This is a genomic window from Caballeronia udeis (genome assembly GCF_001544555.2).
Lineage (GTDB): Bacteria > Pseudomonadota > Gammaproteobacteria > Burkholderiales > Burkholderiaceae > Caballeronia > Caballeronia udeis.
Genome location: NZ_FCOK02000068.1, coordinates 1 through 17,483, shown reverse-complemented (window position 1 = coordinate 17,483; position 17,483 = coordinate 1). Strand labels below are relative to the sequence as shown.

At 61.7% G+C, this 17,483-nt stretch carries 16 protein-coding genes and 1 other RNA gene; 11 read left to right on the top strand and 6 right to left on the bottom strand.

Translation table 11 applies throughout. The features are described from left to right. Positions 1–141: 141 nt before the first annotated feature. The 4 genes from ubiG to AWB69_RS34040 all read left to right on the top strand — a co-directional run bounded on the left by ubiG (position 142) and on the right by AWB69_RS34040 (position 2,839). Positions 142–840, top strand: coding sequence for a bifunctional 2-polyprenyl-6-hydroxyphenol methylase/3-demethylubiquinol 3-O-methyltransferase UbiG (gene ubiG, locus AWB69_RS34055; RefSeq protein ID WP_062091247.1), 699 nt, complete (start codon positions 142–144; stop codon positions 838–840). Between the two features lie 77 nt (positions 841–917). Further along, positions 918–1,634, top strand: coding sequence for a phosphoglycolate phosphatase (gph, locus tag AWB69_RS34050; protein WP_062091246.1), 717 nt, complete (start codon positions 918–920; stop codon positions 1,632–1,634). Between the two features lie 92 nt (positions 1,635–1,726). Continuing rightward, positions 1,727–2,095, top strand: a transfer-messenger RNA (tmRNA) gene (gene ssrA / locus AWB69_RS34045). Positions 2,096–2,248: 153 nt separating this feature from the next. After that, positions 2,249–2,839: a phosphatase PAP2 family protein gene (locus AWB69_RS34040; protein WP_062091215.1), complete on the top strand. Its 591-nt coding sequence runs from the start codon at positions 2,249–2,251 to the stop codon at positions 2,837–2,839. 107 nt (positions 2,840–2,946) lie between these two features. On the opposite strand, the gene AWB69_RS34035 is transcribed toward AWB69_RS34040, so the two are convergent. The 3 genes from AWB69_RS34035 to AWB69_RS34025 form a co-directional block, all read right to left on the bottom strand. Then, positions 2,947–4,023: a glycosyltransferase family 4 protein gene (locus AWB69_RS34035; protein WP_062091214.1), complete on the bottom strand. Its 1,077-nt coding sequence runs from the start codon at positions 4,021–4,023 to the stop codon at positions 2,947–2,949. 483 nt (positions 4,024–4,506) lie between these two features. Continuing rightward, positions 4,507–4,770 (bottom strand): hypothetical protein, encoded by a 264-nt coding sequence (locus AWB69_RS34030; RefSeq protein WP_062091245.1) that lies wholly within the window; start codon positions 4,768–4,770, stop codon positions 4,507–4,509. A 179-nt stretch (positions 4,771–4,949) separates the two neighbouring features. Further along, the gene (locus tag AWB69_RS34025) at positions 4,950–6,038 is read right to left on the bottom strand and encodes a substrate-binding domain-containing protein (protein WP_062091213.1); all 1,089 of its coding nucleotides are present in this window, start codon (positions 6,036–6,038) and stop codon (positions 4,950–4,952) included. A gap of 139 nt (positions 6,039–6,177) precedes the next feature. On the opposite strand from AWB69_RS34025, the gene AWB69_RS34020 reads away from it, so the two are divergent. From AWB69_RS34020 to AWB69_RS33995, 6 genes are all read left to right on the top strand, one after another. Further along, positions 6,178–6,684 carry an NAD(P)H-dependent oxidoreductase subunit E gene (locus AWB69_RS34020; protein ID WP_062091244.1) on the top strand — a complete coding sequence of 169 codons (507 nt, stop codon included), beginning with the start codon at positions 6,178–6,180 and terminating at the stop codon, positions 6,682–6,684. Next, the gene (locus AWB69_RS34015; protein WP_062091212.1) at positions 6,681–8,237 is read left to right on the top strand and encodes a formate dehydrogenase beta subunit; all 1,557 of its coding nucleotides are present in this window, start codon (positions 6,681–6,683) and stop codon (positions 8,235–8,237) included. The genes AWB69_RS34020 and AWB69_RS34015 overlap by 4 nt, the downstream gene beginning before the upstream one ends. Before the next feature lie 16 nt (positions 8,238–8,253). Beyond that, positions 8,254–11,175 (top strand): formate dehydrogenase subunit alpha, encoded by a 2,922-nt coding sequence (gene fdhF, locus AWB69_RS34010; RefSeq protein WP_062091211.1) that lies wholly within the window; start codon positions 8,254–8,256, stop codon positions 11,173–11,175. A 2-nt stretch (positions 11,176–11,177) separates the two neighbouring features. Then, positions 11,178–11,423: a formate dehydrogenase subunit delta gene (locus tag AWB69_RS34005; protein WP_062091210.1), complete on the top strand. Its 246-nt coding sequence runs from the start codon at positions 11,178–11,180 to the stop codon at positions 11,421–11,423. A 139-nt stretch (positions 11,424–11,562) separates the two neighbouring features. After that, on the top strand, positions 11,563–11,811 hold the full coding sequence (locus AWB69_RS34000; protein ID WP_231937323.1) for a CopG family ribbon-helix-helix protein: 249 nt from the start codon (positions 11,563–11,565) through the stop codon (positions 11,809–11,811). Continuing rightward, complete coding sequence (locus tag AWB69_RS33995) at positions 11,801–12,088, top strand: type II toxin-antitoxin system RelE/ParE family toxin (protein WP_062091208.1); 288 nt, start codon at positions 11,801–11,803, stop codon at positions 12,086–12,088. The genes AWB69_RS34000 and AWB69_RS33995 overlap by 11 nt, the downstream gene beginning before the upstream one ends. Before the next feature lie 51 nt (positions 12,089–12,139). On the opposite strand, the gene AWB69_RS33990 is transcribed toward AWB69_RS33995, so the two are convergent. The 3 genes from AWB69_RS33990 to AWB69_RS33980 form a co-directional block, all read right to left on the bottom strand. Next, complete coding sequence (locus tag AWB69_RS33990; RefSeq protein WP_062091207.1) at positions 12,140–13,861, bottom strand: FAD-dependent monooxygenase; 1,722 nt, start codon at positions 13,859–13,861, stop codon at positions 12,140–12,142. Between the two features lie 78 nt (positions 13,862–13,939). Then, a complete protein-coding gene (locus AWB69_RS33985; RefSeq protein WP_062091206.1) occupies positions 13,940–14,998 on the bottom strand; it encodes a cation diffusion facilitator family transporter in 1,059 nt (352 codons plus the stop codon). Next, a complete protein-coding gene (locus AWB69_RS33980; protein WP_197500381.1) occupies positions 14,999–15,361 on the bottom strand; it encodes an ArsR/SmtB family transcription factor in 363 nt (120 codons plus the stop codon). Between the two features lie 94 nt (positions 15,362–15,455). Here AWB69_RS33980 and AWB69_RS33975 point away from each other — a divergent pair, with 94 nt between their 5' ends. Then, on the top strand, positions 15,456–17,312 hold the full coding sequence (locus AWB69_RS33975) for a tetratricopeptide repeat protein (RefSeq protein ID WP_062091204.1): 1,857 nt from the start codon (positions 15,456–15,458) through the stop codon (positions 17,310–17,312). Positions 17,313–17,483: the final 171 nt, after the last annotated feature.

Sequence of the window (17,483 nt, the reverse complement as noted above, 5' to 3'; positions counted from 1 at the left end):
GCACCGGGCGTCCTCGTTGGATGCCTCGAGCGCACCCTGCCCGGCCGGACTGCGCCCTTGCCGTGTTTTACCGGCTCTCGCCACCGCCTATATACTTGGTGCTTGACCGTTCCTGACCTTATGTTTCAAGGCTATCCGCACATGATCAATGCCGATCCCCACGAGCTTCAGAAATTCAGCGAGCTGGCTCATCGCTGGTGGGACCCGAATGCGGAATTCAAGCCGCTGCACGAACTCAACCCCGTGCGGCTGGACTGGATCGACGCTCTTGCCCATCTGCCGGGCAAACGTGCACTGGATATCGGTTGCGGCGGCGGCATCCTGTCTGAATCGATGGCCGTGCGCGGTGCGAAGGTGAAAGGCGTGGACCTGTCGTCGAGCGCGCTGGGCGTGGCCGACCTGCATAGCCTGGAGAGCGGCGTCGAGGTCGAATACGAAGAGATCGCGGCCGAAACGCTGGCGGCGCGCGAACCCGCCAGCTATGACGTGGTGACCTGCATGGAAATGCTCGAGCATGTGCCGGATCCGGCGGGAATCGTTCAGGCGTGTGCAACGCTCGTCAAACCCGGCGGCTGGGTGTTTTTCTCCACGCTCAACCGCAATGCCAAGGCGTATTTGTTCGCGGTGATCGGCGCGGAATACATTGCCCGGATGCTGCCGCGCGGCACCCACGATTACGCGCGTTTCATCAAGCCGTCGGAACTTGCGCAATACGTGCGTTCTGCGCAACTTGATATCGTCGAGATCAAGGGGATTACGTACCGGCCGCTCAGCAAGCGCTTCGGTCTCTCCAACGACTCCAGCATCAACTATCTGATGGCTTGCCGTCGCGTGGCCTGACGGGAACAGACATGAACGAACACCCAAGTGACGCCGACCCCACGCCTCCGAGCGTCATCGAACCTGTGCGGACCTTCATGAGCGACGACCCGACGCCCCTGCCCGAGCGTCAGATCGACAAGAGGCGGCTCAAGCTCTGCCACGCGGTTCTGTTCGACCTCGACGGCACTATCGCCGATACCGCCCCCGACCTGGTCGCCGCGGTCAACAAGATGCGGCATGACCGCGGGTTGGAAATGCGGCCGCTCGAGACCTTGCGGCCGTTGGCGTCCGCGGGTGCGCGCGGTTTGCTTGCCGGTGCATTCGAGATCGGGCCTGAACATCCCGATTACGCGTCCATGCGCGAGGAGTTTCTCGCCAACTATGAGGCGGATTTGTGCATCGAGACGACGCTGTTTCCGGGTATCGACGAATTGCTCGATCAGCTCGATGCACGCGGCGTGCGCTGGGGCATTGTGACCAACAAGGTGACGCGGCTGACCGAACCGCTGGTGGCGCTGCTCGGGCTGGCTGAGCGTGCGGCCTGTCTCGTTTGTGGCGATACCACGCCACACTCCAAGCCACACCCGGCGCCGTTGCTGCATGCCGCGGAACTGATGGAGGAGGCGCCTGAGCGCGTGGTGTATGTCGGTGACGACCTGCGCGACGTCCAGGCCGGTTTCGCGGCCGGCATGGTCACGGTCGCAGCCGCCTACGGGTACTGCGGGACGGATTTGCCGCCCACCCGGTGGCATGCGGATCATGTGGTGGAAACGACAATTGAATTGCAACATCTGCTTCGCGACGTGCAGTAGCTTGCATCAGGGGCCGAGTGGCGGACGTGACCGTCCGGTCAGGCTCTCCGGCAAAAATGCGGACGAAACTGTGAGATAATGATTGATGCTTCGGGGGCGACCTGGTTTCGACAGGGGTTGCGAAGCGGCTAGGGCATACCGAGGACCCGTCACCTCGTAAATCAATGGGAAAAACGTAACTGCAAACGACGAAACGTTCGCACTGGCAGCCTAAGGGCCGCCTGCCTCTCCCTAGTTTACTGACGGACTAGAGTCGCAAGACCGGTAGCAATACCGCGAGAGGTCATATACGTCAGATAAGCCTTGTCGGCGTCACGACGCCAAGGTCGAAAATTTAGTGAATCGCCGAAGCGAAGCGTGTTCGTCCGCGTCGCCAGGTTAAATCAAATGATAGAACTAAGTATGTAGAACTGGTCGTAGAGCGCTACTGGACGCGGGTTCGATTCCCGCCGCCTCCACCAATATCGCATCCGGACTTGTGCCGGATTATTTGAAACCCCGCTGGCCGCAAGGCTTCGCGGGGTTTTTTATTGCCTGACCCGAGCGTGAGCGCGCGCGAGCGTTCTCTTGCGATGCGCTAAACTGCGGCGCTCTCTTTTGATCTGACAGAATTCATGTGGACTGCAATCAGCAATGTCGGCGACGCCGCGTTGACACTACCCGTCGCCCTTACATGCGCGATCTGGCTCAGGCTTTCCGATAAGACGCTGGCCGTGCGCTGGGTGATGCTTCTAGCGGCCGGCATGGCGTTAGTCGGCATCACCAAGATCCTGTATGCCGGGTGCGGAGTCGAGATTTCCGCGATCGGGTTTCGCGTGATCAGCGGCCATACGACCCTGTCGACGGCCGTTTGGACGGTCGCCATCGCCCTCCTCTGGCGAAGTGCGGGCGGCAGCGCGTGGATGGGTGCCATGGCCGGACTACTGATCGGAGTGCTGACGGCTTTTGCCCGCGTCTTCGACTATGCCCACACCGTTCCCGAAGTCATTGCCGGCTGGCTGCTCGGCGCTGTGGTCGCGGCGCTTTTCGTGCATCCATTGGCTCGCTCCAAAGTGAAGCTGTTCCGGCCAATTGCCGCTGCTGCGGGGCTCCTGCTCGTGACCACGGTAGCGTACGGACATCACGCACCTATTCAGGCAATGATCGACAACTACTCTCCCGGCGTTTGTTCCCGCCTGTGGGCCGGGATTTCAGCTCTTCTCTGAACGCATCATGCTGGTCGTTATGGGGTGCCGCAAACAAAAACGCGCCGCCGAAAATCCGGCGACGCGTGTTACATCGAATCGAATCGAATCTATTCGATTCAACTAAATCAACTCAGCCCCACCCGTGGGTTGAGGACATCGCAGGCAATTGCCAGGTAACGGTCAGCCGTGCTCTGCAACGTCAAGCCATTAAGGGGCCGCGTGGCTCTAGGCTGCGACAACGCATTGAGCAACGCGCGGCCATAAGCATCGGCGTCGCTGGTATCGAGTAGTTCGACTCCCGGGAACTCACTGGCGAAGGCAAACGAGGGAATCGCATTGCCCACCACAGGAATTCCCGACGCCAGCGCCTCCAGGAACCCGATGCTGTGCGCCTCGAAACTCGACGGCATCGCAAACGCGTGCGACCCACGCAAAATCTCCGCGACATTCGACTGCGGCCCGACCACCATCACACGATCCGTCAGCGCCAGATCGTCCACGAGTTTCAGGATGGCCGCGTGATACTCGAGGTTTTCAATCACGCCGCACAGCAGCAAACGCACATCGGGTTCCGCAGCGGCCACCCGTGCGAACGCCTGCACCGTCTGCAACTGATTCTTCTCGGGGATATACCGGCCAATCTGGACGATCTGCCTGAAACCGGTCGATGGCAACGGCTCGCTCGCTTGCTCGAAACGCGAGATATCGACGCCGTTCGGCACCACGATCATGGAGGGATGAGAACCGACTTCCTTCACGTAGTCGTCAATGTTCTTCTGCGAGACACCGATCACCGCCTTCGCGCGCCCCGACAGCAAACGCTCGGCAAATAGCAGCGCGTTGTTCGCGAAGTCATTGGCGCCGGAATGCATGACCCAGACGATCGGCACACGCGTAGGCAAAGCGCGCACATACAAGGCCGGAATGGTGGCGTGCGCAAAGATGATGTCGGGTTTGAAGCGACGAATGGCACGATGCAGGAACAGCAGCCGCCCTACTTTGCCAAGTGAGCGCTGCGGGAAAAAACATACGACATTGTTTGCGCGCAATTCGGCGCTGATGTGCTGGAAATCGTCGTGCTCGGGCATCAGCGAGGTGATGCAGACATCGTGACCGCCCTTCTGGTGCCCAATGGCCACGCCCTTCGCAAGCACTTCCGCACCGGACAATCGAGGTGCAAGAATGACCTGAAGAATTCTCATTTGTTGTCTTCCCCTCGGCGATCCGAATGTCCCATTGCGGCCATGCCGTCATACGGATAAGTGTTTATCCGCATCCCCTCGTCCACCGTTCTCTGCCGTGGACGTCGGCCGGCTCGCTTCATTGTTTTTAATGAAATTATGAATACGTTGTCATTGAGATCCGCTCAATGCACGCACCATTAAGATACCCGAGCGCATCCCCTGCACGCCGCCATCAAGTAGCATTATTCGGTCTGTAATGAGGGGTAACAAACGTTGAGCCGGGGAAGTCGTTTAAAAGACGCCGGCATGGCAGAAAGCGGAGGCTGAAAGGCAGGGTTAACGCTGTTTGGTAGAACTAAGACAAAGACAAGCCGTATTGTCAGACGGCTATTTCGGGCTACTCGTATGACGGTTTTGCGCCGATGGCACGCGACATACCAGCGGCTTCGACGCAAGCCGCCGTGTGCGAGTCTGGACTACGTTGTCAGCAGACCTGCCGGCTTATTGATCCGGCGGACACTGCAGGTTACAGCCGTTCGGATCGCCCAGGTCGCCGCGCTTGCGCTTTGCCGTCACGCCGTTCTGATACTTGTCCGTCGGCGCTGAAGCAGCAAACTGCAACTGAGGGTGCTCTTTCAGGCGAAACTGGTCCTGCAGGATGCCACCCGGAACGCCAGGGGAATTCTGGGCAAAAGCGACGGGCACAAAGGCAACGGCGCTAACAACGAACGCGATCAACGCGGCAACGCTCAAAAGCAATTTCATGGCGGCAATAACAGTGAGTAAAACGGACGCGGTTAAACGTTTGATCAGCGGCATCTGCGGCATGCTGAATGGCAACAAAACCTCCCGCTCAACACCACCGGCCTTCCCCGCTAACCATCAGGTTAACGTAATTCTAAACGTAAGGCTTCAGATCGGCCGGACAGGCGCGGTCCAAATGGTTACCACGCGTTTCCAGTCGCCCCGCTGAGCGCCGCCTCGAGCTCCACCAGTTGCCCGCAAAAAATCGGGTCATACCCCTCCAGATGCGACACGCTGTTACGGAACGCGTCGCTGCGCAGCACTTCCAGCAAGCCGCCGAGCCCCGCGTCGTTGAGCTTGTCGCGATCGCACGCGAACAGGTAGTCCTCATCGATCACCGGGATAAAGTCCAGCGCAAACTGCTGCGCGGCCGGCTGCACGCCAAAACCAAGATCAGCCATGCCGCTCGCGACGAACGCAGCGATGGCCGAATGGGTCAGTTCCGCCGTGGCGTAGCCGTTGATTGTCGCGGGGTCCACGCCGATCTTGCGCAGCGCCAGATCCAGCAGCATGCGCGTGCCCGAGCCGGGCTGACGGTTGACGAAGCGGATGTCGTCGCGGGCGAGATCGTGCAGGCCGCGTATCCCTTTGGGATTGCCCTTCGGCAAAAACAAGCCCTGCGTACGCCGCGTCAGGTGAATCAGCCGATGCCGCCCCGCGTCCAGCCAAGGGCGGTATATCTCGGCGCAACTCGCGCGGAATTCGCCGATCGGCAAATGGAAACCGGCCAGCTCGCACTCGCCGCGCGCGAGCGCGCTGACGGCTTCCGCACTCTCTCGGTATTTGATGTCGGCGGGGATATGCTTCGCGGCCAGCGCACCCACCAGCGCCGCGACCGCATACCCGTGCGACGCGTGAATCCGGATCTGGCTCACCGGGCGCGACAGCCGCCGGTTCAGCTCGCCGGCCACCTCGCTCGCCAACGCCTGAAGCGGCCCGTCGAGCCGCTCGTTCGACAACCGCTGCGCCCGCAGCACGGCCTCGCCCAAGTCCGACAGCACCGACCCGCGCCCCCGTGACTTCGTGATCAGCGCGCCGCCCAGCCGCGTCTCTATATCGCGCAAAAGACCCCATGCGTGCCGATAGGACAAACCCTTAGCCGACGCGGCCTGCGCAATGCTGCCGGTCTGTGAAACCAGCAGTAAAAGCGGCACGGCCGCGCTGAGACTGGCTTCGCGGCCCGCCGCGTCGCGCAGGACGAGTTCCGTACGACATTCGACATCGATCATATGTACCTTCAGTTCCTATTGCCATCGGCCGGTTAGCCTCGTATCTTGCATATCACGGGCTCGTTGCAACAGATTATAAGACCGATATATGCAGCAACAAAACATATAGCGAGCCATGGAGACTCCCCACATGACCCAAATGCCTCAGCAGCACCAAAACCAGCGCCACCAGAATCAGCCGGCCGTCACGCCCGATGAGCGCGTCGCGCGCCATCTGAAAAAAGGTGCGTCGCTGCTCGCCGTGTTGCACGCCATTCAGGACGAAGCCGGCTACATTCCCGCCGATGTCATCGCTCCGCTCGCTCAGGCCATGTCGCTGTCGCGCGCGGAAGTGCACGGCGTGATCACGTATTACCACCATTTCCGCTCGGAGCCGCCCGCGCGCGTGACCGTGCAGTTGTGCCGCGCCGAGGCCTGCCGAAGCATGGGAACGGAGGCGCTGGCGGCGCATATCGAAGGGCATACCGGGTGCAAGTTCGATTCCGGTCATGAAGTCGATACCGAGCTCGAGACCGTGTATTGCCTCGGGCAATGCGCGCTGTCGCCGGCGATGACCATCAACGGCGAGCTGCATGCCCGCGTCACGCCGCAGAAGTTCGAGCGCTTGTATGAAGCGGCGCGCGCGAGCGCGGAGGACCTGGTATGACGCGCATCTACGTCCCTTGCGATTCGTCGGCACTCGCGCTCGGCGCTGATCGCGTCGCGCGAGCCGTGGCGGCTGAAGCTGAAAAACGCGGTTGTGAAGTCGAAGTCGTGCGCAACGGCTCGCGCGGCATGCTGTGGCTCGAACCACTGGTCGAAGTGGAGACGGCGGAAGGCCGTATCGGTTATTCGAATGTCGATGAAGACGACGTCGCCGCCCTCTTCAACGCCGGCCTGATAAATGGCGGCGCGCATGAAAAGCGTCTCGGTGTAGTCGACACCTTGCCGTGGCTCGCCAAACAGCAACGCCTGACGTTCGCGCGTATCGGCATCACGGACCCGCTTTCCACCGATGACTACGTGAAGCACGGCGGCCTCGAAGGTTTGCGCAAAGCACTCGAAACCGACGGCGCCGCGGCCTGCGAAGCGTTGCTGGAGTCAGGCCTGCGCGGACGCGGCGGCGCAGCGTTCCCGGCCGGTATCAAATGGCGCACGGTGCGGGCCGCGTTGGCGCCGCAGAAATACATCGTCTGCAACGCCGACGAAGGCGATTCCGGCACATTCTCGGACCGGCTGGTCATGGAAAGCGATCCGTACATGTTGATCGAAGGGATGATCATCGCGGGGATCGTGACCGGGGCGACGAAGGGTTATATTTATGTACGCAGCGAATATCCGCATGCAATCGCGACGCTGAATCGCGCTATCGATAAAGCCCGCGACGCCGGTTGGCTCGGCGCCAACGTGCTTGGCAGCGGCAAGGTCTTCGAACTGGAAGTGGCCAAGGGCGCCGGTTCATATGTTTGCGGCGAAGAAACCGCGTTGCTGGAATCGCTGGAAGGCAAGCGCGGTGTGGTCCGCGCGAAGCCGCCGGTGCCTGCGCTCGTCGGCTTGTTCGGCCAGCCGACGGTGATCAATAACGTCATTACGCTGGCGACCGTACCCATCATTTTCGCCAAGGGCGCGGCGTTTTATCGCGACTTCGGCATGGGCCGCTCACGCGGCACGCTGCCGTTCCAGATTGCCGGCAACGTGAAGCAAGGCGGCCTCGTGGAGCTGGCGTTCGGCGTGACCTTGCGTGAGCTGATCTATGAATATGGCGGCGGCACGGCAAGCGGCCGGCCGGCACGCGCCGCGCAAGTCGGTGGCCCGCTCGGCACCTATCTTCCGGAAAGCCAGTGGGATATTCCCATGGACTACGAAGCTTATGCGGCAGTTGGCGCGGTGGTCGGACACGGCGGTATCGTGATTCATGACGACACCTCGAATCTCGCCGATCTCGCCCAGTACGCCATGCACTTTTGCGCCGTCGAATCGTGCGGCAAATGCACGCCGTGCCGAATCGGTTCAACGCGCGGTGTTGAAGTCATCGCGAAGATCCGTGCAGGAGACACCTCGCCGAAACAGGTCACCTTGCTGCGCGATCTCTGCGACACCATGGTGTCCGGCTCGCTCTGCGCAATGGGCGGCATGACGCCGTATCCGGTGCTGTCGGCACTCGACCATTTCCCTGAAGACTTCGGTCTCTCCAAAAAGCCGTCGCAGAAAGCGGCTTAAAAAAAGGAGCTTTAGCATGTCCAACTCATCCTGCGGTTCCGGCAATTGCGCGTGCAAGACGAAACTGCGCGACCCCTTCGACGATACCGACTACGGCACGCCGCTGCGTCACGCGGATATCGACGTGACGCTCGACATCGATGGTACGTCCGTCACGGTGCCGGCCGGGACGTCGGTGATGCGCGCGGCGATCGAGGCCGGCGTCAACGTCCCGAAACTCTGCGCGACGGATTCGCTTGAGCCGTTCGGCTCGTGCCGTCTGTGCCTGGTTGAAATTGAAGGCAAGCGCGGGTATCCGGCGTCGTGCACCACGCCCGTGGAAGCCGGGATGAAAGTGCGCACGCAGACGAACAAGCTGCAGTCGCTGCGCAAGAACGTGATGGAGCTGTATATCTCCGATCACCCGCTCGACTGCCTCACCTGCCCCGCCAACGGCGACTGCGAATTGCAGGACATGGCCGGCGTGGTCGGTTTGCGCGAAGTCCGCTACGGCTACGAAGGTGCGAATCACCTGAAGGACAAGAAGGACGAATCGAATCCGTATTTCACCTACGACGCGTCGAAATGCATCGTCTGCAATCGATGCGTGCGCGCGTGCGAGGAAACGCAGGGTACGTTCGCACTGACTATCGCGGGACGGGGTTTCGAATCGCGCGTGGCCGCGAGTGAAAACCAGCCGTTCATGGAATCCGAATGCGTGTCATGCGGTGCGTGCGTGGCCGCTTGCCCGACCGCGACGCTGCAGGAAAAAACCGTGATCATGCTCGGCCAGCCCGAGCATTCGGTCGTGACAACGTGCGCGTATTGCGGCGTCGGCTGTTCGTTGAAGGCCGAGATGAAGGGCAGCGAAGTCGTGCGCATGGTGCCGAACAAGAACGGCCAGGCGAACGATGGTCACGCATGCGTCAAGGGCCGCTTTGCATGGGGTTACGCCACGCACAAGGACCGCATCACCAAGCCGATGATCCGCGCAAAGATCACCGACCCGTGGCGCGAAGTGAGCTGGGACGAAGCGCTCTCGTACGCGGCCAGCGAATTCCGTCGCATCCAGGACAAGCATGGCGTGGATTCGATTGGCGGGATCACATCGTCGAGATGCACGAACGAGGAAACCTACCTCGTGCAAAAGCTCGTGCGCGCGGCGTTCGGCAACAATAATGTCGATACCTGTGCCCGTGTTTGTCACTCGCCGACCGGTTATGGCCTGAAGACCACACTGGGGGAATCGGCCGGAACGCAGACCTTCGCGTCCGTCGAAAAAGCCGATGTGATCGTAGTGATCGGCGCGAATCCGACCGATGGCCACCCTGTGTTTGCATCGCGGCTGAAGCGGCGTGTGCGTGAAGGCGCGCAACTGATCGTGGTCGATCCTCGCCGTATCGATATTGTGAATAACCCGCACGTGAAGGCGTCGCATCATCTGGCGTTGCGGCCCGGCACGAACGTCGCCATGGTCAACGCGCTCGCGCACACGATCGTGACCGAAGGCCTGGTGAAGGAAGAATTTGTCGCGGAGCGCTGCGACACGCGTGCGTTCCAGCAATGGCGCGACTTCATCGCCCTCGAAGAGAATTCGCCCGAAGCCATGGAAGCCGTTACCGGCGTGCCGGCGCAATCGGTGCGCGAAGCCGCGCGCATTTATGCGAACGCCGGCAACGGTGCGATCTACTACGGCCTCGGCGTGACGGAACATGCGCAAGGCTCGACGATGGTCATGGGTATCGCGAACCTCGCGATGGCTACCGGCAACGTCGGCCGCGAAGGTGTGGGCGTGAATCCGCTGCGCGGTCAGAACAACGTGCAGGGTTCGTGCGACATGGGTTCGTTCCCGCATGAGCTGCCGGGTTATCGTCATATCAGCGACGCGGCAGTGCGCGCGTTGTTCGAAGACGCATGGAGCGTCAAGCTGCAATCGGAGCCGGGCCTGCGCATTCCGAACATGTTCGATGCCGCCGTTCACGGCAGCTTCCTTGGCCTTTACTGCCAGGGCGAGGACATCGTTCAATCCGATCCGAATACGCAGCACGTGGCGAAGGCTTTGTCGTCGATGGAATGCATCGTCGTGCAGGACATCTTCCTGAACGAGACCGCCAAGTACGCGCACGTATTCCTGCCAGGCTCATCGTTCCTCGAAAAGGATGGCACGTTCACCAACGCCGAACGCCGCATCTCGCGCGTGCGCAAGGTCATGCCCCCACTGCCGGGTCTGGCCGACTGGGAAGTGACGATCAAGCTCGCCCGCGCGCTCGGTTATGAAATGAACTACACGCATCCGTCGCAGATCATGGACGAGATCGCGCGCCTCACGCCCACGTTCACCGGCGTGTCGTACAAACGCCTCGATGAACTCGGCAGCATCCAGTGGCCATGCAATGCGCAAGCGCCGGACGGCACGCCGACCATGCACATCGACGAATTCGTGCGCGGCAAGGGCCGCTTCGTCATCACGAAGTTCATCGCGACGCCGGAGAAGGTCACGCGCAAGTATCCGCTGCTGCTGACGACGGGCCGCATCCTGTCGCAGTACAACGTGGGCGCGCAGACGCGGCGTACGGAGAACTCGCGCTGGCACGAAGAGGACCGGCTGGAGATTCATCCGCATGATGCTGAAGAGCGCGGTATCAAGGCGGACGACTGGGTCGGGATCGAATCGCGTGCCGGGCAGACCGTGCTGCGCGCGAAGATCACTGAGCGGATGCAGCCGGGCGTGGTGTACACGACGTTCCACTTCCCTGAATCCGGCGCGAACGTGATCACGACCGACTCCTCCGATTGGGCCACGAATTGTCCCGAGTACAAAGTGACGGCCGTGCAGGTCATGCCGGTGGAACAGCCGTCGCAATGGCAGAAGGATTATTCGCGCTTCAATACGCAGCAGTTGGAGTTTCTCCAGTTGCGTGATTCGACAGAAGCGACGGTGACGTCGTCGGGGAAATAATCATGGATGTGAACAGCCTGGTCGAGATGGCGAACCAGATCGGTGAATTCTTCGATTCGATGCCGGATCGTGCAGAAGCGGTGGATGGCGTCGCCGATCACATTCACCGGTTCTGGGCGCCCCGGATGCGGATTGCGCTGCTCAACGGGCTGGACGATCCGGGCATTGCTTCCGAGCTTGAACCGATCGTGGTGGAAGCGCTGACGAAACATCGGGTGGCGTTGACGCCGGCGGGGGTGGTGGCATAGCTGGTACCGACACTTTCCTGAATGGACCTCCTCGGGCGGTCCATTTTTTTCGTCAACCTTTAATCAAGTTTAATCGACTATAATCATGCCGATTAAACTTGATTAAGGAGGCACTATGCCTCGAACAATGACTGCGCACGTGGACGACGTGCTGGCGGAGCGCGTAGACGAACTCGCGAAAAGGCTGGATCGGCCACGCGGTTGGTTGATCAGCAAAGCGCTCGAACAATTTGTTGAGCTCGAAGACACGCGTGATCGCTTAACCCGTGACGGTATGGCGAGCCTACGCGCCGGCGCGGGCATTCCTCACGCTGAGGTAAAAGCGTGGGCCGAGAGCTTGAACACGGATAAACCTCTGCCGTTACCGAAATCGAAGCGTGGCGCTTAACATCACATGGTCCCAGGAGGCGCTGGACGATTTGAAACGCTTGCATGACTTCATCGCTCTCAATAACCCAAGCGTAGCCGCACAGAGCACTATTGAGTTGATCGACGGAGCTGACTTCGTCGCGAACAACCCCGGTCTCGCCGTGGCGTTACCGCAGTTTGCGCCGGCAGACATTCGAAGGGCTTTCGTGAGCAGGTACGAGATACGCTTTGAGTTCGACTTGTCGCGCAATGAGATAGGTGTGGTGCGTATTTTCAGCCAGCGTGAGGACCGCTGATTTCTGAAGCTATTGCATTGCCCCCGATGAAGGTCATCGCCTAACCCCCCCTCACTCCTCCCCTCGCGGCTGCGTCGAACCAAACCACGTTTCGCAATGCCGCAGCAGCGCCTGCGTATCCGACGGCGCACGCCCTCTCGCGGCAACATATCCATCCGGGCGCACGAGATAAAAGCACGGCCGCGTGCGCCCGTACGCATCGGTCAGCGAGCGCGCGCTGTCGCTGTCGTTATCGGTGATACGCCACACGCGCACGGTATTCGGCAACACTTCTTCCACCAACACCGCCAGTTCGTCCAGATCCTTGTCGCGTACAGCATGCGCGATGGTGAGCGTCGCGGGCGCCAGCGCAATATCGTCTTCCGGCGACGGACTCACGAGCAGGAACAACGAGAAACACGCCGGATCGTGGAGATCGAACAGACAGCCCACGCCCGGCGCCCGTCCGAGCGGACCATCCAACACATGCACCCACGCGTCCGGCGCGCGGTCGCCCGCTCGCGGACCGCCGTCGAGCGAGCGATCCAGCGTAAGCGGACTGCGCCGGTATTGGATCGACAACTCGCTGACCGTGCGCCGCGCGGCATCGCGCAACGGGCCGATCGCCGATAACGCAGGCATCACGTGATCGCGGATCAGCTTCATCGGCCCATGCTCCGCAGCCGCCATTTGCGTCATGAAACTGGATTGCCGCAGCACTTCGCGCTCGATCGGATGACGCTCGTCGTGGTACGTATCCAGCAAGCGATCCGGCGCGACCCCGGCCAGCATCCGCGCAATCTTCCAGCCGAGGTTGAACGCCTCCTGAATGCCCGTGTTCATGCCCTGCGCGCCGGCCGGACTATGGACATGCGCGGCGTCGCCGGCGAGAAAAATACGGCCTGAGCGCAGTTGGTCGGCCATCCGGTTATTCAGATGAAAACATGACGACCACTGGAGGCTCGTCGCCGTCACACGATGATGAATGCGACGCTCGATAATTGCGCGGCAATCGTCGAGCGTCGGCGCCCCCATTTCTTCCAGACTTTTCGCGGCGTCATCCGCAGTCGCGCCGGACGTCGCGCGCTTGTCCGCGATCAGGCGCGCGCGGCCGCCGCCCATCGGAAACAAGGTCGCAATTCCCTCGCCGGACGCGAAGATATGGAATTCGTCGTCGGGCCATTCGGTGTCGACCTGAAGATCGGCGAGCAGGAAAGTTTGCTCGAAGGTCTTGCCGATGAACTCGATGTCCAGACCATGCCGCACCGTGCTGTGCGCACCATCCGCGCCGATCAGATAAGACGGGCGAATGGATTCTTCGGCGCCGTTCCGATGCCGCAGAGCCGCCTCCAGCCCCGCCGATCCTTGCCGGAAACGCATCAATTCCACGCCTCGTTCAACGCGTACGCCGAACGACGCAAGGTGCTCCGTCATCAGGCGTTCGGTGACGGATTGATCGAGGAACAGCAGATACGGATACCGCGTTTGCAAGGGATCGAAGTCGAGCCGCGCGAGGCGCTGACCGTTCGAATAGAGGTTCGCGACACGCGCCCGATGCCCGAGTTCGAGAAACGGCTCAACCAGCCGATGCTGCTCGAAAAGTTCAAGCGTACGTGCCTGGATGCCGATGGCGCGCGACCACGGCGAAGGTTCGGGGGCTTTGTCGATGAGACGCACCGGAATACCGGCACGGGACAAACTCATCGCGGCGGCGAGGCCCGTCGGACCGGCGCCGGCGATCAGAACCGGCGGCACATCGAGGACCTTGTGTCGATTCGGCGTCTGCGCGAGCATGCGCGTCTCCCTCAAACTGCACACTGCCAAGTGTACGCCGGTCGTCTCGTCCAAACGACCGCTCACGCAATCGCTCACTCAATGCGTGTGGGCCTGAGGCTGCGCGGGCGAACGTTCGTGCAGCGCGCAACGATGCTCAGTCGTGCCTCGCTCCACCTGAAGCGTGGCGTGGTTCATCGCGTGATCGCGGCGCAGGGTCGCCACGATGCCGTCCACGAAAACATCGCCGGGATGGCCGTCCGGCATCACCAGATGCGCCGTCATTGCGTTCTCCGTGGTGGACAGCGCCCAGACGTGGAGATCGTGGACGTCGGTGACGCCCGGCACACCCGCCAGATACCGTTCGATACCCGGCTTGTCCACGCCCGGCGGAACCGCGCCCATCGCGAGGCGCATGGCGTCGCGGCCGAGGCCCCACGTGCCCACCACGATCACGCCGACCACCACGATGCTCATGACCGGATCGAGCCAGTTCGCGCCGGTGAACAGGATCACGAGGCCGCTGATGGCAACCGCCGCGGAGATACCGGCGTCGGCAGCCATGTGCAGGAAGGCGCCGCGAACGTTCAGGTCCTCCTTGCTGCCGCGCATGAAGAGCCATGCCGAGAAACCGTTCACGACCATGCCGAGCGTTGCAACCATAAACACATCCAGCCCCGCGACAGGCGCAGGATTCAGCAGGCGCTGCACGGCTTCGAGCACGATCGCGCCGCACGCGAACAGCAGCAGCGCGGCATTGGCGAGCGATGCAAGGATTGACGAGCTGCCTAGTCCGAAGGTGTAGCGCTCCGACGGTTTGCGCGTGCCGAGCCAGACAGCGCCCCAGGCGAGCAGCAGGCCGAGGACATCGGAGAGATTGTGGCCCGCGTCGGCGAGCAGCGCGGTGGAATGAGCGATGAAACCGTACACGGCTTGCACCACCACGATCAGCATGTTCAGCCCGACCGCGATCGCGAACGCACGGCCCTGTCCTGCTTGCGGCGCGTGATGGTGATGGTGTCCGCCGGCGCCGTGGTTATGCACGTGACTCGGCTCATGCTTGTGGCCGTGGTCATGATGGTCATGAGCGTGGTCGTGGTCATGGTCGTGCTCATGACCATCCGCGTGCTCGTGCGGGTGCTTCGATTGAGGTTCCATTTATTCGTTATCCGGTCGGAAGTCGGCCTGCGGCTCGGCGACGTGCTCGAGCAATTCGGCCAGCATGCCGCTGATGTGGTTATCGGCGGCGAGATAGAAAACCTGCTTGCCTTCACGCTCGGCGCGTACGATCCGCGCCGCCCGCAATAAACGCAGGTGATGACTGACCAGCGACGCCGACAATCCCAGCGATTCCGCAATTGCCCCCACCGCGCAGCGCCGGTCAACGCACGTCAGCACAATCCGCAAGCGCGTGGGATCGCCCAGCAGGCGGAACAGGTCAGCGAGCGGGACAACCCGCTCATCGGTTGCTACAAAGGGAGAGGACAAAATAGACCAGCCAACACTTGAACAAGTGTTCATATGTTACAGAAATGAATCCGGGTGCGTCAACGCAAAATTCGTGATCGGCGGCGAACGTGTGTAAAAATGCGGCGTTTGCATTCGATTTTCCTCAATGGATACAGTTTTTGCGCGTGGCTTCGCGGCGCATCGCGATGGCCGCCTCACCGAAGCGGAACGCGACTATCAGGCCGCGCTTGCCGCTGAGCCCTCCCACGTCGACGCACTTCACCTGCTCGGCGTGCTGCGCCATCAACAGGGCCAGCACGCGGAAGCAGCCGAACTGGTGCGTCGCGCAGTGGACCTGCGCCCCGCCGACGCCGGTCTGCAGCTCAACCTTGGCAACGCGCTGAAAGCGCTGGGCCGGATCGACGACGCCATTGAGCGATTCCGCAACGCGCTGCATCTGCAACCCGATTTTTCGCTTGCGCAGTACAACCTGGGCAATGCGTACGCGGCGGCTGGCCGCCACGAAGACGCCGCCGACGCCTTCGAAAAAGCGCTGCGCCTGCAGCCCCTGGACGCCGCGATCTGGAACAACTTCGGCAATGCGCTGCTCGGCATGCGCCGCTATGAAGAAGGCGCGAAGGCATTCCGCCGTGCGCTGCAGATCCGTCCCGGCCACGCGGGCGCGCACAACAATCTCGGCATGGCGCTCAATACGCTCGGCGACACCCACGGCGCGATCGAGCAATTCCGCGCCGCGATTGCCGCCGAACCGAACTATGTCGCGGCGCATTTCAACCTGGGCAATCTCCTCGATGCCGTCGGCCGTCCGCACGAAGCCGTGCCGGTGCTCCAGAAAGTGCTGCGCATGCACCCGCAATTCGCGCCGGCGCATTTTGGCCTGGGTCATGCGCTTGCGGGGATCGGCTCGCACGAGGCAGCGTTGCCGCAATTCGAGCGCGCGGTCGGGCTCGATCCGAAATACGGCGTTGCATGGGTTGGCCTCGGTAATGCGCATCTGGCGCTCGGTGCACACAAACCTGCGCTGCGTGCCTTCGAGCAGGCTTTGCGCCTCGATCCCGGCCTTGTCGCTGCAAATCTGAACCGGGCGCTGACGCTGCTGGCACTAGGCGATTACATGCGGGGCCTCGCCGCCTACGAGTGGCGCCTGCACACGCCGGGCATCACGCTGCCCTCCTCAACGCCGAGCTGGAAGGGCGAACCGCTGCCGCGCCAGACGCTGTGGATTCGGGCGGAACAAGGTTTCGGCGATACCTTGCAATTCGTCCGTTTCGTCCCCTTCGCGGCCAAGCTCGTCGGCCAGATCGTGCTGGAAGTGCAGCCCGAACTCGTCGCGCTGCTGGAGCCGGCGGCGCACACGGCGGGCGTCTTGCTGATGAGCCGGGCCAATGCAACCACGCCCGTCGATGCACACGCGTTCTCGCCGTTGCTGAGCTTGCCGCTGGCACTGGGTGTATCGAATGCCGAGGAGGTGCCGGCACGCACGCCGTATCTCGTGGTACCGACTGCGTACCGGAAGAAGTGGCGCGGCTCGCTCGGCGGTCAGTCGAAACGCAAGCTGGGTATTGCATGGTCCGGACGCATTCAACCGGGCGAAACACGCTCGGCGCCGCTTGGCGTGCTCGAACCGTTGTTCAGGCTGGAAGGCATCGACTGGATTGTGCTGCAGCCCGCGCTGACAGACGAAGAGCGCGCGTTCCTCGATACCCATCCGCGCGCGCGCTTCATTCAGCGGCTCGAGGGCAAGCTTGAGAATTTCGCGGATACCGCCGCGATCGTGGATCGGCTGGATGGCGTGGTGTCAGTCGATACCGCCCTCGCCCACCTGACCGGCGCGCTGGGAAAACCGCTATGGCTGATGCTGCCGTTCGCCGCGGACTGGCGCTGGGGTATCGACACCGCATCAACCCCGTGGTATCCGAAAGCCCGCTTGTTCCGGCAACCGAAACCCGGTGCATGGGACGACGTGATTGGGCGCGTGGCGAGCGCAATAGGTGCTTCGTAAAGCGCGAGCGGCTTCAAAACCATTGAGCTCACAAGCAAAAATCCCTCGCCATTCATTCGCGAGGGATTTTTAGTTTTGAAGCCCGCAATATCAGGCGGTCTTGTACTGGCTGCGCGCTTCCGTGGATCGATACAGAACGAGTGTTGCAATCAACCCGCAAACCGCGGCAAC